The sequence below is a fragment of the Mycobacterium sp. E787 genome, assembly GCF_001668725.1.
Taxonomy (GTDB): Bacteria; Actinomycetota; Actinomycetes; order Mycobacteriales; family Mycobacteriaceae; genus Mycobacterium.
Genome location: NZ_LZKL01000025.1, coordinates 24,036 through 44,586, shown reverse-complemented (window position 1 = coordinate 44,586; position 20,551 = coordinate 24,036). Strand labels below are relative to the sequence as shown.

Here is a 20,551-nt window from a genome sequence, read left to right as displayed (position 1 = left end):
AGGCGTATTTTGTACTAATGATTGAGCCGACCCTCGCTCGACCGACCATCGATCCGACGCTGAAGACGCTGCTCGACGCCTTCACGGTCACCTTCAACGCCGCCGACGGTGTCGAGGTCGCGCGCTCGAGGCTGCGCCAGCTCAAGGTGCCCCCCGAACTGCTTCCGGATATGCGCACCGAAGAGCGGACGATCGGTTACGGCGAGTTGACCGACATTCCCGTGCGGATCTACCGGCCCGCCAGCGATCGCGAGGCGCTGCCCATCGTCGTCTTCTACCACGGCGGCGGATTCTGCCTCGGCGACCTGGAGACCCACGACCCCGTCGCCCGCGCGCACGCCGTCGGCGCCGAGGCCATCGTCGTGTCCGTCGACTACCGGCTGGCCCCCGAACACCCATTCCCCGCGGGGGTGAACGACTGCTGGGCCGCGCTGCAGTGGGTCGCCGAGAACGCCGCCGAGCTGGGCGGCGACCCGGACCGCATCGCGGTGGCGGGTGACTCGGCCGGCGGCAACCTCGCCGCCGTCATGGCGCACCTGGCCCGCGATAACTGCGGACCGACGCTGAAGTTCCAGTTGCTGTGGTACCCAACGGTCACCGCCGATCTGTCGCTGCCGTCGCACACCGAGAACGCGTATGCGCCCATCCTGGATCGCGACGTGATCGACGCCTTCCTGTCCTGGTACCTGCCGAACCTGGACATCACCGACCCGAAGGCCCTGCCGACCACGCTGGCCCCGGCCAACGCCGACGACCTGTCCGGCTTGCCGCCCGCCTTCATCGGGATCGCCGAACACGACCCGCTGCGCGACGACGGGTCCGTCTACGCCGAGCTGCTCAACGCCGCGGGCGTGCCCGCCGAACTGAGTAACGAGCCGAACATGGTGCACGGCTACGCCAGCTTCGCCCTGGTGATTCCGGCCGCCGCCGAGGCCACCAACCGCGGGCTGGCCGCGTTGCGGAAGGCGCTGCACGGCTGAAGATTCAGCGTCGCGAATATGCGCTGGGCGCAACGCCGTACCAGCGCCTGAACGCGTGCGAGAACGTCGAGACCTCCGTGTAGCCCAGGCGGGTGGACACCTCCTCCACCGTCAGGCCGACGTTGCGGAGCAGGTCGACGGCCACCGTCGAACGCGCCTCGTTCAACAGCGCACGGAACGACGTGTCCTCCTCGGCGAGCCGGCGGCGCAGCGTCCGCGGGTGGATGTCGAGCTCCGCCGCGACGTCGGACAGCGTGGGGAACACGCCCGAATCCCGAAACAGCTTGCTGCGCACCAGCGCGGTGATGCCCTGGCGGCGCTCGCTGTTCTGCATCAGCACGTCACACTGCGCCATGCACAGCTCCATCGTGTGGCGGTCGGCCTGCGGCAGGGGCTCGTCGAACATGGCCCGCGGGAAGTGCAACCGGTTGTGCGCCCGCCCGAACGCGACATCGTGCACGGGTACCAGCGCCAGCACCGGCCGCAGCAGCGCCTCGTTGACCGCCAGCTCGGCCGACACCTCCTGCGCGTACTTCTCGGCCACGGGCAGCGTGAATGTCACCGTGGTGGAGATGATTCCGGCGATGTCGCGTTCGATGAAGAAGCCCCGCACATCCTCCGGCAGGTGCGCCGCGCCGATCTCGATCACGCAGTCGTCGGCGGTTTCGAACAGCTTGAGGTCGATGTGCAGCATGGTCAGGGCGAAGTAGCGCATCGCCATGGAGAACAGCTCGCGCAGTGTGCCGCATGACATCACGGCGAACCCGAACAGCCCCATGTGGGTCAGCGTGAACCGGCTGCCGACGTCGACGCCGAGGCCGGCCTCGTCGGGGAGCCGGGCCAGCAACCGGCGCACGGCCCGGATTTCGTCGAGCGCGCTCACCACAGCGTCGGGATCGGTGAGCTGGGCCGGGTCGATCGCGGTGCCCGCGAGAACGTCGCGGGTCGGAACCCCCCGATCGTTGGCGACCTCGCACAGCACCCGCGTCGCGTAGACCGGGTGGCTCACCTCGATCGGGAGCCGCTGCCGCATGGCCTGTCCTAAAGTCCCAACTCGCTGTCCGATTCTCTCATTATGGACCGGGCGCCTCGCCCCTACAGTTGACGCATGGCGACCCTCACCGTGGAGCGGCTACCCGGAACACCCGCCAAGCGCCTCAGCGCGTGGACCATGACGCGCGAGGCCCTCACCGTCGGCTTCGACGTCGGCGACGGGTTCCTGGGCCGGGCCCGGGGCAGCGACATTGTCCGGTTCCGCTGCGGTGGAAGACGTTTCGTGTCGATCAGCCATCCCGATTACGTGGACCACGTGCTGCACTCGGCGCGGCTGCGCTACGTCAAGTCCGATGAGTACGAGCCGATCCGGGCCACCGCGGGGGTCAATCTCCTCACCGACGAGGGCGACTCCTGGGCCACCCACCGCGGTCTGCTGAACCCCACGTTCGCGCGGCGGCACCTCAACGAGATCGTCGGCCTGATGATCGATCCGATCACCGACATCGCCGACGGCCTGGCCGCGGGACGACGATTCGACATGCACGAGACGATGGTCGAGGCGACCCTGCGCGTGGTCGCCAATTCCCTGTTCAGCCAGGACTTCGGGCCGCTGGTGCACAGCATGAACGACCTGGCGACGCGCGGGATGCGGCACGCGGAGAAGCTGGAGCGGCTCGCGCTCTGGGGCCTGATGCCGCGCCCGGTCTACGACGCCCTGAACCGGTGCGTGTTCTCGGGAGTCCGCATGCCGCCGCCGCTGCGCGACATGCAGGAAATCGTGCTGACGCTCGACGCGGCGGTCAACGCCATCATCGACCACCGCCTGGCGCACCCCACCGAATCCGCCGACTTCCTCAACGTGTTGCTGCGCGCGGACGGCGGCCGGTGGCCACGCCGCCGGGTCCGCGACGAAGCCCTCACCTTCATGCTCGCGGGCCACGAGACCACCGCCAACGCCATGTCGTGGTTCTGGTACCTGATGGCCGGCAACGCCGCGGCCCGCGAGCGGATGCTCGCCGAGGTCGACGACGTGCTGGGCGGCCGCCGGCCCACCGCCGACGACCTGGGCCGGCTGCCGTGGACGTCGGCGTGCCTGCAGGAGTCGCAGCGCTACTTCTCCGCGGTGTGGGTGATCGCGCGCAGGGCGGTGGCCGACGACGTCATCGGCAACCACCACATCCGACCCGGCACCACCGTCGTGATCCCGATCCACCACATCCACCATGACGCGCGCTGGTGGCGCGACCCGGAAGCCTTCGACCCCAATCGGTTTCTCGTCCCCGACCGGGCGCGGCCGCGGTCGGCGTACCTGCCGTTCGGCGGCGGCCGGCGGATCTGCATCGGGCAGAGCTTCGCGTTGATGGAGATGGTGCTGATCACGGCGATCATGAGCCAACGGCACGTCTTCGACCTCGCCCCAGGCCACCCGGTCGAACCGGAGGCAACGTTGACGTTGCGGCCCAGGCACGGGCTGCACATGATCGGAACGAGCCGCCCATGAGACCCGACTACCACACCCTCATCGTCGGCGCGGGATTCTCCGGCATCGGCGCCGCGATCAAGCTCGACCAGGCCGGGCTGTCCAACTACCTGGTGCTCGAGGCCGGCGACGGCGTCGGCGGGACGTGGCACTGGAACACGTATCCCGGTATCGCCGTGGACATTCCGTCGTTCTCCTACCAGTACTCCTTCGAACAGAGCCCGCGCTGGTCGCGAACCTACGCGCCCGGCCGCGAGCTCAAGGCCTACGCCGAGCATTGCGTCGACAAATACGGCATCCGGTCGCGGATCCGCTTCAACACCAAGGTGCTGTCCGCCGAGTTCGACGACGAGCACGCGTTGTGGCGCGTGCAGACCGACCCCGGCGGGGTGATGACCGCCCGGTTCCTGGTCAGCGCGTGCGGCGTGCTGACCGTGCCGAACCTGCCCGACATCGACGGCGTGGACTCCTTCGCCGGCATCACCATGCACACCGCGCGGTGGGACCACGGCCAGGACCTGACCGGCAAGCGCGTCGCGATCATCGGCACCGGCGCCTCGGCCGTGCAGGTGATCCCCGAGATCGCGCCGATCGTCTCCCAGCTCACGGTGTTTCAGCGCACCCCGATCTGGTGCTTCCCCAAGTTCGACGTGCCACTGCCGGCGCCGATCCGCTGGGCGATGCGGATACCCGGCGGCAAGGTCGTGCAGCGGCTGCTCAGCCAGGCCTTCGTCGAGCTGAGCTTCACCATCGCTGCCCAGTACTTCACGGTCTTCCCGCTGGCCGAGCGGATGAGGTCGGCCGGGCTCGCCTATTTGCGAAAGCAGGTCACCGACCCGACGGTGCGTGAGCAACTCACCCCCCGCTACGCCGTGGGCTGCAAGCGGCCCGGCTTCCACAACGACTACCTGGCCACCTTCAACCGCGACAACGTCCGGCTGGTCACCGAGCCGATCGACAAGGTCACGCCCGACGCGGTCGCCACCACCGACGGCGAGGCGCACGAGGTCGACGTGTTGATCCTGGCCACCGGCTTCAAGGTGATGGACACCGACAACGTCCCCACGTTCGCGGTCACCGGCGCCGGCGGGGTGTCCCTGAGCCGGTTTTGGGACGAGCACCGGCTGCAGGCCTACGAGGGGGTTTCAGTTCCCGGCTTTCCCAACATGTTCACCGTCTTCGGGCCGTACGGGTACGTCGGCTCTTCGTATTTCGCGTTGATCGAGACCCAGACGCACCACATCGTGCGGTGCCTCAAACGGGCCCGGCGCGTCGCCGCGACGCGCGTCGAGGTGACCAAGGAGGCCAACGAGCGGTACTTCGCCGAGATGATGCGCAAGCGGCACCGGCAGATCTTCTGGCAGGACAGCTGCAAGCTGGCCAACAGCTACTACTTCGACAAGAACGGCGACGTGCCGCTACGCCCGGCGACCACGCTGGAGACCTACTGGCGCAGCCGGCGGTTCGACCTCGACGACTACCGGTTCACCGCCTAGCCACCTGCGCCCTCAGACGGCGCGCTTGAGCTCGTCGACCATGTTGAGCTGCTCCCAGGGCAGCTCGATGTCGGTGCGGCCGAAGTGCCCGTACGCGGCGGTCTGGGCGTAGATCGGGCGCAGCAGGTCCAGGTCGCGGATGATCGCGCCGGGGCGCAGGTCGAACACCTCGGGCACGATCTTCTCGATCTTGACCGGGTCGACCGTCGCGGTGCCGAACGTCTCGACGAACAGGCCGACCGGTGCGGCCTTGCCGATGGCGTAGGCCACCTGCACCTCCACCCGTTCGGCCAGCCCCGCCGCGACGATGTTCTTGGCCACCCAGCGCATCGCGTAGGCGGCCGAGCGGTCCACCTTGGACGGATCCTTGCCGGAGAACGCGCCGCCGCCGTGGCGGGCCCAGCCGCCGTAGGTGTCGACGATGATCTTGCGGCCGGTCAGCCCCGCGTCGCCCATCGGGCCGCCCAGGACGAACTTGCCGGTCGGGTTGAAAAGCAGCCGCGTCGAGGAGGTGTCCAGCGTGTCGTGCGCCAGGTCGTCGAGGACGGTGTTGACCACCTTTTCCCGAAGGTCGGGGGTCAGGGTGTGCTCCAGGTCGATGTCGGCCGCGTGCTGGGTGGAGATCACCACGGTGTCCAGCCGGACCGGGACGTTGTCCTCGTATTCGATGGTGACCTGCGTCTTGCCGTCCGGGCGCAGGTAGGGCAGCACGCCGTTCTTGCGCACCTCGGTCAGCCGCCGGGACAGGCGGTGGGCCAGCGCGATAGGCAGCGGCATCAGTTCGGGCGTGTCGGCGATCGCGTAGCCGAACATCAGCCCCTGGTCGCCGGCGCCCTGCGCGTCCAGCGGGTCCCGCTCGCCCTCGACCCGGGCCTCGTAGGCGGTGTCCACACCCTGGGCGATGTCGGGCGACTGCGCGCCGATGCCGATGTTCACCCCGCACGACGCCCCGTCGAAGCCCTTGTCCGAGGAGTCGTAACCGATCTCGAGGATGCGCTCGCGAACCGTGTTGGTGATGTCGGCGAACGCCTCCTTGGCCGTCGTCGTCACCTCGCCCACCACGTGCACCTGGCCGGTGGTCACCAGCGTCTCGACCGCCACCCGTGAGCGCGGGTCCTCCGCCAGCAGCGCGTCGAGGACCGAGTCGCTGATCGCGTCACAGATCTTGTCGGGATGCCCCTCGGTCACCGACTCACTGGTAAACAGCCGACCCTTTTCGCTCACAGCCTCAATCCTTCCAATAGTTAGTCAGCCGAATCATATCGGCTGGCATCGCGGCGCAAACCGGGACCGCTACCCGCCGCCCTCGCCGTGCAAAAACGCGACGATCGCGTCCACGATACGACTGGCCATCACCGTCTTCGAGCCGTGCGGCAGCGCCGACTCGGTGCCGTCGGAAGCCAGCAGCCACCCGTCGTTGCTGTCCACCTCGAACGCCTTGTTGTCGCCGACGGCATTGACGACCAGCAGGTCACATCCCTTGCGCCGCAACTTGTCCCGGGCGTGGAACAGCACGTCGCCGTTGGCGTCGCCGGTCTCGGCGGCAAATCCCACGATTGCGCGCATGTTGGGCAGCTGCCCGTGGGCCCGCGCCCGCACCGTGCCGGCCAGCACGTCGTCGTTGCGGAGCAATTGGATCGTCGGCGCTTCGTCCCGTTCGTCCGGGCCCTTCTTGATCTTCGCGGCGGCGACCTGTGCCGGCCGGAAGTCGGCGACGGCCGCCGCCATCACCAGCACGTCGGCCTCGGGCGCGTGCTTGGACACCGCCTCTGCGAGTTGCGTCGCCGAGCTGACCTGCACCACGTTGACGCCCGCGGGGTCGATCAGGCCGGCGGTGTGCCCGGCGATCAGCGTGACGTCGGCGCCGCGCTGCGCGGCGACCCGCGCCACCGCATAGCCCTGCTTGCCGGAGCTGCGGTTGCCGATGAAGCGCACCGGGTCGATCGGTTCGCGGGTGCCGCCGGCGGTCACCAGCAGCCTCCAGCCGGCGAGGTCATAGGGCAGCGCGTCAGGGCGGTCCAGCAGCAGGTGGGCCAGCGTGGTGATCTCCTCGGCCTCCGGCAGCCGCCCCGCACCGCTGTCGGTGCCGGTGAGCCGCCCGGATGCGGGCTCCAGCACCACGGCCCCGCGGCGCCGCAGCGTGGCCACGTTGTCGACGGTGGCCGGGTGTAACCACATCTCGGTGTGCATCGCCGGCGCGAACAGCACGGGGCACCGGGCGGTCAGCAGGGTCGCGGTCAGCAGGTCGTCGGCGCGGCCGTGCACCGCCCGGGCCAGCAGGTCGGCGGTGGCCGGCGCCACCACGACCAGGTCGGCCCGCTTGCCGATCTGGACGTGGGGAACCTCCGGGACGTCGTCGAAGACACCGGTGCGCACCGGGTGACCCGACAGCGCCTCGAAGGTGGCCGCCCCGACGAATCGCAGCGCGGATTCGGTGGGAATGACACGGACCTCGTGGCCGGCCTCGGCGAGCTGGCGAACCACCGTGCACGCCTTGTAGGCGGCGATGCCGCCGGAGACGCCGACTACGACCTGTTTGGCGACCTGGTTGGGGGTCCGCTTGCCGTCCACAGCGCGCCCGGCTGCTATTCGCCCTCGGTGTGTTCGAGCAGGTCGGCGTGGATCTCACGCAGCGCGATGGACAGTGGCTTTTCCTGCAGCCCGGGCTCGACGAGCGGGCCGACGTATTCGAGGATGCCCTCGCCGAGCTGGTTGTAGTAGTCGTTGATCTGGCGGGCCCGCTTGGCGGCGTAGATCACCAGGGCGTACTTGCTGGACACGCGGTCCAGCAGATCGTCGATGGGCGGGTTGGTGATGCCCAGCGGGGTGTCGTAGGCGGCCTGTCCGCCTGCCGACGGATCGAACTGGTCCACGGCGGTCAGCGACGCGTCGGACTGGGGAATGCTCACGTAGGTCTATCTCCTGGCGGATTGGAGTCGATGGAATCTGGTCTGGCTGCTGGTCCGGCCAGGCAGTTCATGCCGGGCCCGGCGCAGTTCCCACCAGCAAGGATACCAATTCGGCGCACGCAGACTCCAATCGACTGTTGACCACCACCTCGTCGAAGTCGTCCTGGGCCGCCATTTCGACGCGGGCGGTGTCGAGGCGACGGCGGATGGCCTCCGGTGTCTCGGTGCCGCGGCCGACCAGCCTGGCCTTTAGGTCCTCCCAGCTGGGCGGGGCCAGGAACACCGTGACGGCCTCGGGCATCGCCTTCTTCACCGCCCTGGCGCCGGCGAGGTCCACCTCGATGAGCACCGGGAGCCCCGACTCGGTGGCGGACCGCACAGGCGCGGCCAGGGTGCCCGACCGGTGCAGCCCGCCATGGATCTCGGCCCATTCCAGCAGGGCGCCGTCGTCGATCAGCTGCTGGAAGCGGGCGGGGGTGACGAAGTGGTAGTCGACCCCGTCGACCTCGCCGGGCCGCGGGGCCCGGGTCGTGGCCGAGACACTGAAGTGCAGGTTCGGGATCCGCTCGCGCAGACATCGGACCACGGTTGACTTGCCGACCGCCGAGGGACCGGACAGCACGACCACACGCCCCTTGCCGGTTGGCTCGGGGCATGCCCGTGCGACGTCCGGCCCCTCTCCGGCGCTCACCGGCGGCTGTGCCGGTGTGCCTGCCTCTTCAGGCCTTTCGGCCTGCATCGTCGGCAGGCTAGGCGGAGCCGAACTTTTCCAGCAGGGCCTTGCGCTGCCGGTCGCCGAGGCCGCGCAGGCGGCGGGTGGGGGCGATCTCGAGCTCGGTCATGATTTCCTGCGCCTTGACCTTGCCCACCTTCGGCAACGCCTCGAGAAGCGCAGACACCTTCATCTTGCCCAGGACTTCGTCGCTCTCGGCGTCCTTGAGCACCTGGGAAAGATTGGTGCCGCCCCGCTTGAGGCGGTCTTTGAGCTCTGCTCGCGCGCGACGAGCGGCAGCCGCCTTCTCCAAAGCGGCCGCGCGCTGCTCGTCGGTCAACTGGGGAAGGGCCACGATTCCTCCGTATCTGATCAATCGTCAATCGATCTCGTTTTGTCTCTGCCGGGTACTTCAGCCAGCGGAGATGACCGTACTCAGCCTTCCTGACGAAATCTAACCCGCCCCCCTGGTTAATTGTGCAAATGTGCAGCGTGCGCCGCGCGGCCGAGGCGGTTGCGCGGTCCGCGGGGCGTCGCGGAGACCGGCCGGACGAGCTGCCCATTCCGGCGCGAAATCGGCGCCGCAAGCCCGGCGATATGCCTTTTGAACTGCGGTTTTACGTCTGAGGGCGGATGCCGCCCGGCGCCGCCGCGAGCGCCACGGATGCCCGCGGTGCGCGGCCCGCGGTCGAGGTGCGGGGGATCACGCATTTTTCCGTGGCGTGTCGCGCGTGTCGCGCCCGGCGCCCGCCGCCAGGTCGGCGGGTTACCATCGAGCCGTGCCGAACCTGCGCATCCGTCAGGCGGCTGAGCTGCTCGGAGTCAGCGACGACACCGTCCGGCGGTGGATCAACCAGGGCACCCTGTCGGTCAGCCACGACGCGGCCGGCCGCAAAGTCATCGCCAGCAAGGATCTGGCCGAGTTCTCGCGTTCCAACGCACCCAATCCGCCGCCCGAACCGCTCAGCATCGGCAGCTCGGCCCGCAACCGGTTCGTCGGCCTGGTCACCAGGGTGATCAGCGACAAGGTGATGACCCAGGTCGAGATGCAGTGCGGTCCCCACACCGTCGTCTCGCTGATGAGCACCGAGGCCGCCGAGGAGCTGCACCTGCAGCCCGGCAGCGTGGCCGTGGCCGTCGTCAAGGCCACCACCGTGATCGTCGAGACGGCGCGGCCGGGAGAGCCGGTAGCCGCGGACTGAGCGGCTTAAAGCGCTCCCAGGTACGCGACGGCGTCCCGCATCCGCTCGCCGGCCGCGCGCAGGTCCGCCACGCCGGGGCCGGCCTTGAGCACCTCGCGCGCCACGGCCGGCAGCAGCTGCCCCGGCTTCGCGCCGCCCAGGCCGCCAAGCGCCTCGGGGCGCCCGCCCTGCGCCCCCACGCCGGGCACCAGCACCGGTCCGCCCAGCTCGCTCACGTCCGGCGCCCCGAACACCGTCGCGCCGAGGACCACGCCGACGTAACCCGGCCCGGACCCCGTGGCGGATCGGTTGACCACCGCCGCCTGGTCGACGATCAGCTGGGACACCATCCGGCCGTCGAACGTCGCGCGCTGCACCGTGCCGCCCTCCGGGTTGGAGGTCGCGGCCAGCACGAACACACCACGGTCGGTGGCGGCGGCGGCCTCCAGCAGCGGCCGCAGGGAGCCGAACCCCAGATACGGCGAGGCGGTCACCGCGTCGGCGGCCAGCGGCGAATCACCGGCCCACGCGGCGGCGTAGGCCGCCATGGTCGTCCCGATGTCGCCCCGCTTGGCGTCGGCGAGCACCAGCACCCCGGCCGAACGCAGCGCGGCGATGGTGCGTTCCAGCACCGCGTACCCGGCGGCCCCGTACGCCTCGAAGAACGCGACCTGGGGCTTGACGACGGCGAATCCGGCGAACGCCTCGACGCAGACGTCGCAGAACGCGGCCAGCCCGTCGGCGGTGACCGGCAGGTCCCAGGCCCGCAGCAACTCGGGGTGCGGGTCGATGCCCAGGCACAGCGGCCCGCGACTGTCCTTGGCCGCGGCCAGCCGCGCGCCGAAGCCGGTCATCGGGGGTTGCCCGGGGGCTGAATCGCCCCGGCGCTGTGCGCACCGATTGCGCTGTGCAGCTCCTGCAGGGACCGCACGCCGATGTCGCCGCGGATCCCCGCCTCGATGCCCTGCACGGCCGCCGACGCGCCCTGCACCGTCGTGACGCACGGAATGTTGACCGACACCGCGGCCGAACGGATTTCGTAGCCGTCGATGCGCGGGCCGGAGTTGCCGAACGGCGTGTTGATCACGATGTCGACCTCGCCGGCCTTGATCGCGTCGACCGCGGACATCGCGGGGCGTCCGGGCTGCGGCGGCTCGAAGTGCTTGCGCACCTCGTCGCAGGGAATCCCGTTGCGGCGCAACATCTCCGCGGTGCCCTCGGTGGCCAGCACGCGAAAGCCCAGGTCGGCCAGCCGCTTGACCGGGAACACCAGTGATCGCTTGTCCCGGTTGGCCACCGACACGAATATCGTTCCCTCGGCCGGCAGTGACCCGTAGGCGGCGGTCTGGCTCTTGGCGAAGGCGGTGCCGAAGTCGCGGTCGATGCCCATCACCTCGCCCGTCGATTTCATCTCCGGACCGAGCAGCGAGTCGATGGCGGCCCCGTCGAGGCCGCGGAAGCGGTGAAACGGCAGCACGGCCTCCTTGACGGCGATCGGAGCCTGCGGCGGCGCGTGGGCACCGTCACCCTCGCGCGCCAGCATTCCCTCGTCGCGCAGCTGGGAGATACTGGTGCCCAACATGATTCGCGCGCACGCCTTGGCGAGCGGGACGGCGGTGGCCTTGGAGACGAACGGGACGGTGCGGCTGGCCCGCGGGTTGGCCTCCAGCACGTAGAGCACGTCGTCCTTGAGCGCGTACTGCACGTTGAGCAGCCCCACGACGCCGATGCCGTGCGCGATGGCCTCCGTGGCGCGGCGCACCTTCTCGATGTCACTGCGGCCCAACGTGACGGGCGGCAGCGCGCACGCGGAGTCCCCGGAGTGGATGCCGGCCTCCTCGATGTGCTCCATGATGCCGCCGATGTACACCTCGGCGCCGTCGCACAGCGCGTCGACGTCGATCTCCACCGCGTCCTCGAGGAAGCGGTCGACCAGCACCGGGTGTTCGGGCGACAGTGCCGTGGCGCGGGTGATGTAGCCCTGCAGCGTCTCCTCGTCGTAGACGATCTCCATGCCCCGCCCGCCCAGCACGTACGACGGGCGCACCAGCACCGGATAGCCGATCTCGTCGGCGATGCGGCGGGCCTGCGCGAAAGTGGTTGCGGTGCCGTACTTCGGCGCGGGGAGTCCGGCCGTGGCCAGCACGTCGCCGAAGGCGCCGCGATCCTCGGCCAGGTCGATGGCCTCCGGCGGGGTGCCCACGATCGGAACCCCGGCGTCGAACAGCCGCTGCGCCAGCCCGAGCGGGGTTTGGCCGCCGAGTTGCACGATCACTCCCGCGACCCCCGGGCCGCCCGCGCCCGACAGCGTCTCCGCGCGGAACACCTCGAGGACGTCCTCGAAGGTCAGCGGCTCGAAATAGAGCCGGTCGGCGGTGTCGTAGTCGGTGGACACCGTCTCGGGGTTGCAGTTGACCATGACGGTCTCGAAACCGGCTTCGCTCAACGTCGTTGCAGCGTGCACGCAGCTGTAGTCGAATTCGATGCCCTGGCCGATCCGGTTGGGCCCGGATCCCAGGATCAGCACCTTGGGCTTCTCGCCCTGCGGGGCCACCTCCGTCTCGGCGGCCGGGTCCAGCTCGTAGCTGCTGTAGTGATACGGCGTCTTGGCCTCGAACTCCGCCGCGCAGGTGTCGACGGTCTTGTACACCGGGTGGATGCCAAGCCGCTCGCGCAGCGAGCGCACCCCGTCCTCCCCCGCCAATTCCGGACGCAGGGCGGCGATCTGGCGGTCCGACAGGCCGTGGTGCTTGGCCTGGCGCAGCAGGTCGGCCTCGAGGACGGGTGCACCGCACACCTCGGCGCGCAGCTCGACCAGCTCGCCGATCTGCGCGACGAACCACGGGTCGACTCCGCTGGCCGCCGCGACCCGCTCGACCGACGCGCCCAGCCGCAGCGCCAGCTCGATGTCGTAGAGCCGGCCCTCGGTCGGGGTCCGCAGCCGGGTCAGGACCTCGTCGACGTCCCCGTCGTCGTCCGGCTTGGTCCAGAAGCCGGCGCGCCCGGTCTCCAGCGACCGCATCACCTTGCCGAGCGCCTCGACGAAGTTGCGGCCCAACGACATCGCCTCACCGACGGATTTCATGGTGGTGGTCAGCGTCGGGTCGGCGCCGGGGAATTTCTCGAACGCGAACCGCGGCGCCTTGACGACGACGTAGTCCAGCGTCGGTTCGAAGCAGGCCGGGGTCTCCTTGGTGATGTCGTTGACGATCTCGTCCAGGGTGTAGCCGATGGCCAGCTTGGCGGCGATCTTGGCGATCGGGAAGCCGGTGGCCTTGGACGCCAGCGCGCTGGACCGCGACACCCGCGGGTTCATCTCGACGACGATCAGCCGCCCGTCGCTCGGGTTGACGGCGAACTGGATGTTGCAGCCCCCGGTGTCCACCCCGACCTCGCGCAGGATCGCGATGCCCAGATCGCGCATCCGCTGGTACTCCCGGTCGGTGAGCGTCATGGCCGGCGCGACGGTGACCGAGTCGCCGGTGTGCACGCCCATCGGGTCGACGTTCTCGATCGAGCACACCACGACCACGTTGTCGTTGCCGTCGCGCATCAGCTCGAGCTCGAATTCCTTCCAGCCGTAGATCGACTCCTCGATGAGGACGTTGGCGCTGGGCGAGGCGGCCAGCCCGGCGCCGGCCATCCGCTCGACGGCCTCGGCGGAGTCGGCCATCCCCGAACCCAGCCCGCCCATCGTGAAGCTCGGCCGCACCACGACCGGCAGGCCGAGTTCGGCGACCGTCTCGCGGACCTCTTCCATGGTGAAACATACTCGGCTGCGGGCGGATTCGCCGCCGACCTTGGCGACGATGTCCTTGAACCGCTGCCGGTCCTCGCCGCGCTGGATGGCGTCGAAGTCGGCGCCGATCAGTTCGACGTCGTAGCGCTCCAGCGCCCCGTTCTCGTACAGCGCGACCGCGGTGTTCAGCGCCGTCTGCCCGCCCAGCGTGGCCAGCAGGGCGTCGATCTTGTTGCCGCGCTCGGCCTGCTGGGCGATCACCCGCTCGACGAACGCCGGGGTGATGGGCTCGACGTAGGTGTGGTCGGCGTACTCCGGGTCGGTCATGATGGTGGCCGGGTTGGAGTTGATCAGGCTGACCTGCAGCCCCTCGGCGCGCAGCACCCGGCACGCCTGGGTGCCGGAGTAGTCGAACTCGGCGGCCTGCCCGATGACGATCGGCCCGGAGCCGATCACCAGCACGTGGTTGAGATCGGTGCGACGCGGCACTAGCGCCCCCTCCCTGTCTGGGCGCGAAGGTGCGCAGATGTACCCCGATTACCGCGTGTCGCCGTACCGACACGCACGCTCGCGAGAAGTAGTGGAGTCACTGGTGGCCCGCCATCAGGTCGATGAATTGGTCGAACAGGTATTCCGCGTCGTGCGGGCCGGCGGCGGCCTCCGGGTGATATTGCACCGAAAACGCCCGGCCGTCAGCCAGTTTGACGCCCTCGACGACCCCGTCGTTGGCGCAGGTGTGGCTGACGATCGCCGGGCCGAACGGCGTATCGAAGGACTGCCCGGCCTCCCCCTCCAACGCGAAGCCATGGTTCTGCGCGGTCACCGCCACCCGCCCGGTGGCGTGGTCGATGACGGGGATGTTGATGCCGCGGTGGCCGAACACCATCTTGTAGGTGGACAGGCCGAGCGCCCGGCCGAGGATCTGGTTGCCGAAACAGATTCCGAACAACGGGATCCCGGCCGCCAAGACTTGCCGCGTGACGGCGACGACATGGTCGGCGGTGGCGGGGTCGCCGGGACCGTTGGACAGGAACACGCCGTCGGGCTCGAGGTCGGCAATCTGGTCGAACGTCGCCGACGACGGCAGCACGTGGCTGCGGACGCCGCGCCTGGCGAAATTGCGCGGGGTGTTGGTCTTGATCCCCAGGTCTAGCGCGGCGACGGTAAACCTTTGCGGCCCTTCGGGTTCCACAACATAGACCTGACCTGTGCTGACCTCACCGGCCAGGTCGGCGCCCAGCATCGACTGCTGGCCTCGTACCCGGTCCACCAGCTCGGCCGGCTCGGCCAACGAGTCGCCGGAGAAGACGCCGGCCTTCATCGAACCTCGGCTGCGCAGGTGCCGCACCACCGCCCGGGTGTCGATGCCGGCGATCCCCACGATGTTCTGGCGGACCAGCTCGTCCTCCAGCGTGCCGGTGGCCCGCCAGTTCGAGGCGCGCGGCGACGGGTCGCGCACCGCATAACCGGCGACCCAGATCTTGTCGCCGCGGCTCTCGGCATCCTCGCCGTTCCAGCCGGTGTTACCGATCTGCGGCGCGGTGGCGACCACGATCTGACGGTGGTAGCTGGGGTCGGTGAGCGTCTCTTGATAGCCGGACATGCCGGTGGAAAAGACGGCCTCGCCGAGGGTTTGGCCGATCTTGCCGAACGGCGTCCCGGTGAAGACCCGGCCGTCTTCCAGTACCAGTACGGCCTTACTACTCACGCGGACTCCTTCACCCAGGCGTCGTATTCTTCGCGGTGGTTCGCCCGAAACCCGATGTCGATCTCGGGGCCCGACGGCAGCCGCCACCGGATCGCCAGGATCCCGATGCGGGCGACCACCTTGCCGGCCATGCCGCGCTCCACGCGGATGGCCGTGATCGACTCCCGCGGGATCCAAATAGGTTTGGCGCGAACGCGTTCCAGCAGGATGCCCTCGGGGTAGCGGGTGAGCACCGCCTTGCTGCGGTACCCCAGGTCACCGGCCGTGATGCGCTCGTTCCAGGAGGGCGCCATCGTGCAGCCGCAATAGAGCCCGCGGGTGGTGACGCTCGCGGTGCCCACCTTGTCGGGCACGTCGGGCAGGTCGCCGATCAGCTCGGTCTGCCGCTGCGAGCGGCGCTGCCAGCCCCGCATCATCAGCTGGATGAGCACCGCGATCACCACCACCAGCACGGCCGCGAAGATCAGCGACCCCACCAGCGTGCCGGAGTTCATGCCGGGCTCTTCTGATCCCGGGCGGTGACCCTCCCGCGCAGCAGGGTGGCGGTCACGGTGGCGGGCAGCGTCATCGACTCATACGGCGTGTTGGCCGACCGGCTGGCCAGGTCCGACCCGGTGACCGTCCAGGTGGCGTCCGGGTCCACCACGGTCAGGTTGGCCGGCTCCCCCACCTCCAGCGGCCGCCCGTGGTCGGGCAGGCCGACGATGCGGGCGGGATTCTCGCTCATCACCCGCGCCACGTCGCGCCACGTCAACAGCCCGGGCGCCACCATCGTGTGCACCACCACCGACAGCGCGGTCTGCAGCCCCAGCATGCCGGGGCGCGCCGCGGAGAACTCGACGCACTTCTCGTGCTCGGCGTGCGGGGCGTGGTCGGTGGCCACACAGTCGATCACCCCGTCTACCAGCGCCTGACGCAGCGCGAGCGCGTCGGCGGCCTCGCGCAGCGGCGGGTTGACCCGGTTGACGCCCGCGTAGCCGGCCAGCCGGCTGTCGTCGAGCAGCAGGTGGTGCGGCGTCACCTCGGCGGTGATCGAAATACCTTGCTCCCTGGCCCATTTCAGGATCTCGACCGTGCCGGCCGTGGAGGCGTGGCAGATGTGCACCCGGGCGCCGGCGTCGCGGGCCAGCAGCGCGTCGCGGGCCACGATCGACTCCTCGGCGGCTCGCGGCCACCCCGCCAGCCCCAACCGGGCGGCCGTCGGTCCCTCGTGGGCGACGGCGCCGACGGTCAGCCGCGGCTCCTCGGCGTGCTGGGCGATCAGCACCCCCAGGCCGGTGGCGTACTCCAGGGCGCGGCGCATGATCAGCGGGTCGTGCACGCACACCCCGTCGTCGGAGAACATCCGCACCTGCGCGGCGCCGTCGGCCATCATGCCCATCTCGGTCAGCTCGGCCCCGGCCAGCCCGACGGTGACGGCGCCGACGGGATGCACATCGACGAGGCCGACCTGCTGACCGCGGTGCCAGACGTGGTCGGTGACCACCGGGCTGTCGGCGACCGGGTTGGTGTTGGCCATCGCGAACACCGCCGTGTAGCCGCCCAAAGCTGCTGCAGCCGAACCGGTTTCGATGTCCTCGGCGTACTCGCGGCCGGGCTCGCGCAGGTGGGTGTGCAGGTCGACGAACCCGGGCAGCAGGATCTGGTCCGTCGCGTCGATGACGTCGGCCGTGTCCGGGATCGCCAGGTCCGGCCCCATGTCGGCGATCTGCCCGTCATCGACCAGGACGTCGACCCGGTCGCCTTCGCCGTAGGGGCGCACACCGCGGATCAGCACGCTCATGCCGCGATTTCCTCCGTCCCCACGAGCACATGGAACAGCACCGCCATCCGCACATGCACCCCGTTCGAAACCTGTTGCAGCACAGCCGATTGTGACGAGTCGGCGACCGTGGATGAGATCTCCATGCCGCGCACCATCGGCCCCGGGTGCAGCACCACGGCGTGGCCCGGCAGCATCGCCTGGCGCCGCTCGGACAGCCCGTAGCGCACCGAGTACTCGCGCACCGACGGGAAGAAGCCGCCGTTCATCCGCTCGGCCTGCACCCGCAACATCAGCACCGCGTCGGCGGCCGGCAGCTCGGCGTCGAAGTCATACGACACGGTCGCAGGCCAGCCGTCGACCCCCACCGGCAACAGGGTCGGCGGCGCCACCAGCACCACCTCGGCGCCCAGAGTGGCCAGCAGCATGACGTTGGACCGGGCGACCCGGCTGTGCAGGATGTCGCCGACGATCACGACGCGCCTGCCCTCGATGTCTCCGAGGCGCTGGCGGATGGTCAGCGCGTCGAGCAGCGCCTGCGTCGGGTGCTCGTGGGTGCCGTCGCCGGCGTTGATCACCGACGGCGCTGGGCCAGTGGCTGCCGTCGCAGCCGAAGTCCATTCGGCGAGCAGGTGCGCGGCCCCGGACGCCGGGTGCCGGATGATCAGCGCGTCGGCGCCGGCGGCCCGCAGCGTCAGCGCGGTGTCGCGCAGCGACTCGCCCTTGCCCACCGACGATCCGGCCGCGCTGACGTTGATCACGTCGGCGCTCATCCACTTGCCGGCCACCTCGAAGGACACCCGGGTGCGGGTCGAGTTCTCGTAGAACATCGTGACGACGGTGCGGCCACGCAGCGTCGGCAGTTTCTTGATGTCGCGGCCCACCAGGGCCTGCGCGAACCGGTCGGCGTCGTCGAGGATGGCGACGGCCTCGTCGCGGCTCAGGTCGCCGGCGGCCAGCAGGTGGCGCGCGCTCATTTGGCGATCACCACCCCGTCGCGGCCGTCGTGTTCGCCCAGCAGCACGTGCACGCTCTCGCTGCGCGACGTCGGCACGTTCTTGCCCACGTAGTCGGCGCGCAGCGGCAGCTCGCGGTGACCGCGGTCGACCAGGACCGCCAGCTGCACCGCCCGCGGCCGCCCGACGTCGCGCAGCGCATCCAGCGCCGAGCGCACCGAGCGCCCGGAGTAGAGCACGTCGTCCACGAGGATCACCAGCGCGTCGTCGACGCCGCCGGCCGGGATGGAGGTGGCCTCCAGCGGGCGGGGCGGCTTTTGCATCAGGTCGTCCCGGTAGAGGGTGATGTCGAGCGCGCCGTGGGGGATGTCCACGCCGCTGTATTCGCCGATGTTGGCGGCCAGGCGCTTGGCGAGGGTGACGCCGCGCGTCGGGATGCCCAGCAGCACCACCCGTGGCGCGTCGGGGCCGTCCAGCGCGGTCTTTTCGATGATCTGGTGCGCGATCCGGGAAATGGTGCGGCCCACGTCGGCCGCCGACATCAATTCGCGGCCCGCGTCGTTCGCGGCGCACATACGAGACTTGACCTCCTTCTCCGCCTCTCTGGACGGATCGTTAAAGGATGTCGACTGCCCGGCAGCGTAGCACTTCCGCCGCAGTGGCCGGCAGGAAGGTGGACGTGTCGGCGGCCCCGGCTAGTATCGAAAGCATGTTCGAATCCGAGGCCGCGCTGATCGCGCGGATCGCCGAGCTGGAGACGCTCAAGTCGGCCGCCGCCGCGGAGCAGGCGCGCGTGTCGGTGCAGCTGGAGGCGCTGCGCCGCGCCAACGAGGCCGCGGCCGGGGTGCCGGCCGCGCAGCGCGGCCGCGGCCTGGCCAGCGAAATCGCCCTGGCACGGCGCGACGCGCCGGCCCGGGGCGGACGGCATCTCGGCTTCGCCAAAGCGGTGGTACACGAGATGCCGCACACGCTGGCCGCGCTGGAATCCGGGCGGCTGTCCGAGTGGCGGGCCACCCTGATCGTGCGCGAAAGCGCCTGCCTGGACGTCGAGGACCGGCGCGCGCTGGATGCCGAGCTGTGCGCCGACGGGTCCAAGCTGGACGGCATGGGCGACGCGCGGATCGTGGCGGCGGCGCGGGCGATCGCCTACCGGCTCGACCCTCAGGCGGTGGTCGAGCGCGCGGCCAGGGCCGAATCCGAGCGCACGGTGACGATTCGGCCGGCGCCCGACACCATGAGCTATGTGACGGCGCTCCTGCCGGTGGCCAAGGGCGTCTCGGTGTACGCGGCGCTCAAGCGCGCCGCGGACACCACGTTCGACGGCCGCACCCGCGGACAGGTGATGGCCGACGCGCTGGTCGAGCGCGTCACGGGCCGGCCCGCCGACGTCGCGCAGCCGATAGCGGTGAACCTGGTGATGTCCGACGGGACGCTGCTGGGTCACGACGACGAGGCGGCCGCGGTCGACGGGTACGGCCCGATACCGGCCGCCGTGGCCCGCCACCTGGTGGGCGACGCGGTCGGCGACGAGCGGTCGAGGGCGACGCTGCGGCGGCTCTATCGGCATCCCCGCTCGGGGTCGCTGGTCGCCATGGAGTCGCGGTCGCGTTGCTTCCCGAAGGGGCTGGCCGCCTTCATCGGCCTGCGCGATCAGCGTTGTCGCACCCCCTACTGCGACGCCCCGATCCGCCACCACGACCACGCCCGTCCGCACCACCGCGGCGGTGCGACCAGCGGGGCGAACGGGCTCGGATCGTGTGAGCGCTGTAACTACGTCAAGGAAGCGCCCGGCTGGCGAGTCACGGCCGCGGTCGATGAAACCGGCACTCACACGGCCGAATTCACCACACCCACCGGCGCGCGCTACCGCTCGGGCGCACCGCCGCCGCCGGGAACGATCGAGGTATTCGACAGCGAGATGGAAGCCAGGATCATCGTCGCGCTCGTCGAGTACCACGCGGCTTGAGCCGGCGGAGGCACACCGCCGCTAGCCGCAACGGTATTGCCCGTTGAGCACGCAGTTCACGGGCGGCGAGTAGGTACCGCTCAGCGCGCCCCGGAAACCGCCCGTGGCCGAACCACCGGGTGCAATCACGCGATTCCAGTTTGCGGGGGTGAGAACAACGTGCGTGCCGTATTGCGTGAAGCTGCTGTTCCACGTGTGCAGGACGGATTCTCCCGCCGGCAAGTCGAATTCAAGCTTCCAATCGCTGAGCGGCGCCATGCTCGCGTTGGTGACGGTGAAGTTGGCGATGAAGCCCGTCTGCCACGTATGTTCGACCGACAACGTCGCCGCGGCCGCGGCCGCGTGAGCCACCGGCGTCATCACGAGTCCGAGGCTGGCGACCATCAACGCCGACACGGTGGCGTAGAGCGCTGTGCGCCAGCGCTTCACGCGATTGCTCAGTGCGGCCATGGCAGCCAACACTAAAGCCAAACGAACGATATCGGCCCGCGCAGCGCGGGTACGCTGCAGTACCTTTGCTCAACCGAAACCGTCATGAAATTTTGGCTCGCCGGAGGCGGAAGTCGGCCCGAACACGACGAGGGGATGCCAAGCGTTCGCGATAGTGCTCTTTCCCCGCCCTGCTCGACGTACGCCCGGTGCGGGCCGGGCACAACGTGCCCCAGG

General features: G+C 69.9%; 19 protein-coding genes. 5 read left to right on the top strand and 14 right to left on the bottom strand.

The genetic code is table 11. The features are described 5' to 3' along the window. The first annotated feature begins 17 nt into the window (after window positions 1-17). Window positions 18-980: an alpha/beta hydrolase gene (locus A5705_RS04330; protein WP_067880750.1), complete on the top strand. Its 963-nt coding sequence runs from the start codon at window positions 18-20 to the stop codon at window positions 978-980. 4 nt (window positions 981-984) lie between these two features. Here the strand turns inward: A5705_RS04330 and A5705_RS04325 are convergent, their stop codons facing one another. Next, window positions 985-2,013, bottom strand: a complete 1,029-nt coding sequence (locus A5705_RS04325; RefSeq protein WP_067880747.1) for an AraC family transcriptional regulator — start codon at window positions 2,011-2,013, stop codon at window positions 985-987. 75 nt (window positions 2,014-2,088) lie between these two features. Here A5705_RS04325 and A5705_RS04320 point away from each other — a divergent pair, with 75 nt between their 5' ends. Together A5705_RS04320 and A5705_RS04315 are read left to right on the top strand one after the other, a co-directional pair. Further along, a complete protein-coding gene (locus A5705_RS04320) occupies window positions 2,089-3,477 on the top strand; it encodes a cytochrome P450 (protein WP_067880744.1) in 1,389 nt (462 codons plus the stop codon). Continuing rightward, a complete protein-coding gene (locus tag A5705_RS04315) occupies window positions 3,474-4,952 on the top strand; it encodes an NAD(P)/FAD-dependent oxidoreductase (RefSeq protein ID WP_067880741.1) in 1,479 nt (492 codons plus the stop codon). The genes A5705_RS04320 and A5705_RS04315 overlap by 4 nt, the downstream gene beginning before the upstream one ends. A 12-nt stretch (window positions 4,953-4,964) precedes the next feature. Here the strand turns inward: A5705_RS04315 and metK are convergent, their stop codons facing one another. The 5 genes from metK to mihF all read right to left on the bottom strand — a co-directional run bounded on the left by metK (window position 4,965) and on the right by mihF (window position 8,928). Beyond that, complete coding sequence (gene metK / locus A5705_RS04310) at window positions 4,965-6,176, bottom strand: methionine adenosyltransferase (protein ID WP_067880738.1); 1,212 nt, start codon at window positions 6,174-6,176, stop codon at window positions 4,965-4,967. A gap of 69 nt (window positions 6,177-6,245) precedes the next feature. After that, window positions 6,246-7,523 carry a bifunctional phosphopantothenoylcysteine decarboxylase/phosphopantothenate--cysteine ligase CoaBC gene (gene coaBC, locus A5705_RS04305; RefSeq protein ID WP_068275654.1) on the bottom strand — a complete coding sequence of 426 codons (1,278 nt, stop codon included), beginning with the start codon at window positions 7,521-7,523 and terminating at the stop codon, window positions 6,246-6,248. A gap of 14 nt (window positions 7,524-7,537) precedes the next feature. Then, complete coding sequence (rpoZ, locus tag A5705_RS04300; RefSeq protein ID WP_067880732.1) at window positions 7,538-7,861, bottom strand: DNA-directed RNA polymerase subunit omega; 324 nt, start codon at window positions 7,859-7,861, stop codon at window positions 7,538-7,540. A gap of 67 nt (window positions 7,862-7,928) precedes the next feature. Further along, on the bottom strand, window positions 7,929-8,552 hold the full coding sequence (gene gmk, locus A5705_RS04295; protein WP_197516996.1) for a guanylate kinase: 624 nt from the start codon (window positions 8,550-8,552) through the stop codon (window positions 7,929-7,931). 58 nt (window positions 8,553-8,610) lie between these two features. Further along, the gene (gene mihF / locus A5705_RS04290; protein WP_067880726.1) at window positions 8,611-8,928 is read right to left on the bottom strand and encodes an integration host factor, actinobacterial type; all 318 of its coding nucleotides are present in this window, start codon (window positions 8,926-8,928) and stop codon (window positions 8,611-8,613) included. A gap of 424 nt (window positions 8,929-9,352) precedes the next feature. Here mihF and A5705_RS04285 point away from each other — a divergent pair, with 424 nt between their 5' ends. Continuing rightward, entirely contained in the window at window positions 9,353-9,775 is a 423-nt protein-coding gene (locus A5705_RS04285; RefSeq protein WP_067880723.1) for a molybdopterin-binding protein, read from the top strand. A 5-nt stretch (window positions 9,776-9,780) separates the two neighbouring features. On the opposite strand, the gene pyrF is transcribed toward A5705_RS04285, so the two are convergent. The 7 genes from pyrF to pyrR all read right to left on the bottom strand — a co-directional run bounded on the left by pyrF (window position 9,781) and on the right by pyrR (window position 18,494). After that, entirely contained in the window at window positions 9,781-10,608 is an 828-nt protein-coding gene (pyrF, locus tag A5705_RS04280) for an orotidine-5'-phosphate decarboxylase (RefSeq protein ID WP_067880720.1), read from the bottom strand. Further along, a complete protein-coding gene (gene carB / locus A5705_RS04275; protein WP_067880717.1) occupies window positions 10,605-13,982 on the bottom strand; it encodes a carbamoyl-phosphate synthase large subunit in 3,378 nt (1,125 codons plus the stop codon). Before carB ends, pyrF begins: the two co-directional genes overlap by 4 nt. Before the next feature lie 97 nt (window positions 13,983-14,079). After that, window positions 14,080-15,201 carry a glutamine-hydrolyzing carbamoyl-phosphate synthase small subunit gene (carA, locus tag A5705_RS04270; RefSeq protein ID WP_068275649.1) on the bottom strand — a complete coding sequence of 374 codons (1,122 nt, stop codon included), beginning with the start codon at window positions 15,199-15,201 and terminating at the stop codon, window positions 14,080-14,082. Then, on the bottom strand, window positions 15,198-15,695 hold the full coding sequence (locus tag A5705_RS04265) for a transporter (RefSeq protein WP_067880712.1): 498 nt from the start codon (window positions 15,693-15,695) through the stop codon (window positions 15,198-15,200). Before A5705_RS04265 ends, carA begins: the two co-directional genes overlap by 4 nt. Further along, the gene (locus tag A5705_RS04260) at window positions 15,692-16,984 is read right to left on the bottom strand and encodes a dihydroorotase (protein WP_067880709.1); all 1,293 of its coding nucleotides are present in this window, start codon (window positions 16,982-16,984) and stop codon (window positions 15,692-15,694) included. Before A5705_RS04260 ends, A5705_RS04265 begins: the two co-directional genes overlap by 4 nt. Further along, the gene (locus A5705_RS04255) at window positions 16,981-17,940 is read right to left on the bottom strand and encodes an aspartate carbamoyltransferase catalytic subunit (protein WP_067880705.1); all 960 of its coding nucleotides are present in this window, start codon (window positions 17,938-17,940) and stop codon (window positions 16,981-16,983) included. Before A5705_RS04255 ends, A5705_RS04260 begins: the two co-directional genes overlap by 4 nt. After that, entirely contained in the window at window positions 17,937-18,494 is a 558-nt protein-coding gene (gene pyrR / locus A5705_RS04250; protein ID WP_067880702.1) for a bifunctional pyr operon transcriptional regulator/uracil phosphoribosyltransferase PyrR, read from the bottom strand. Before pyrR ends, A5705_RS04255 begins: the two co-directional genes overlap by 4 nt. Window positions 18,495-18,628: 134 nt before the next feature. On the opposite strand from pyrR, the gene A5705_RS04245 reads away from it, so the two are divergent. Beyond that, window positions 18,629-19,885 carry a DUF222 domain-containing protein gene (locus A5705_RS04245; RefSeq protein ID WP_068275645.1) on the top strand — a complete coding sequence of 419 codons (1,257 nt, stop codon included), beginning with the start codon at window positions 18,629-18,631 and terminating at the stop codon, window positions 19,883-19,885. Between the two features lie 21 nt (window positions 19,886-19,906). On the opposite strand, the gene A5705_RS04240 is transcribed toward A5705_RS04245, so the two are convergent. Next, window positions 19,907-20,335, bottom strand: a complete 429-nt coding sequence (locus A5705_RS04240) for a cellulose-binding domain-containing protein (RefSeq protein ID WP_068275640.1) — start codon at window positions 20,333-20,335, stop codon at window positions 19,907-19,909. Window positions 20,336-20,551: the final 216 nt, after the last annotated feature.

Bases quoted from the DNA above. Each gene is read 5' to 3' on its own strand.
- A5705_RS04330 (WP_067880750.1), top strand. From the start codon at position 18: ATGATTGAGCCGACCCTCGCTCGACCGACCATCGATCCGACGCTGAAG.
- A5705_RS04325 (WP_067880747.1), bottom strand. From the start codon at position 2,013: ATGCGGCAGCGGCTCCCGATCGAGGTGAGCCACCCGGTCTACGCGACG.
- A5705_RS04320 (WP_067880744.1), top strand. From the start codon at position 2,089: ATGGCGACCCTCACCGTGGAGCGGCTACCCGGAACACCCGCCAAGCGC.
- A5705_RS04315 (WP_067880741.1), top strand. From the start codon at position 3,474: ATGAGACCCGACTACCACACCCTCATCGTCGGCGCGGGATTCTCCGGC.
- pyrF (WP_067880720.1), bottom strand. From the start codon at position 10,608: ATGACCGGCTTCGGCGCGCGGCTGGCCGCGGCCAAGGACAGTCGCGGG.
- A5705_RS04265 (WP_067880712.1), bottom strand. From the start codon at position 15,695: ATGAACTCCGGCACGCTGGTGGGGTCGCTGATCTTCGCGGCCGTGCTG.
- A5705_RS04260 (WP_067880709.1), bottom strand. From the start codon at position 16,984: ATGAGCGTGCTGATCCGCGGTGTGCGCCCCTACGGCGAAGGCGACCGG.
- A5705_RS04255 (WP_067880705.1), bottom strand. From the start codon at position 17,940: ATGAGCGCGCGCCACCTGCTGGCCGCCGGCGACCTGAGCCGCGACGAG.
- pyrR (WP_067880702.1), bottom strand. From the start codon at position 18,494: ATGTGCGCCGCGAACGACGCGGGCCGCGAATTGATGTCGGCGGCCGAC.
- A5705_RS04245 (WP_068275645.1), top strand. From the start codon at position 18,629: ATGTTCGAATCCGAGGCCGCGCTGATCGCGCGGATCGCCGAGCTGGAG.
- A5705_RS04240 (WP_068275640.1), bottom strand. From the start codon at position 20,335: ATGGCCGCACTGAGCAATCGCGTGAAGCGCTGGCGCACAGCGCTCTAC.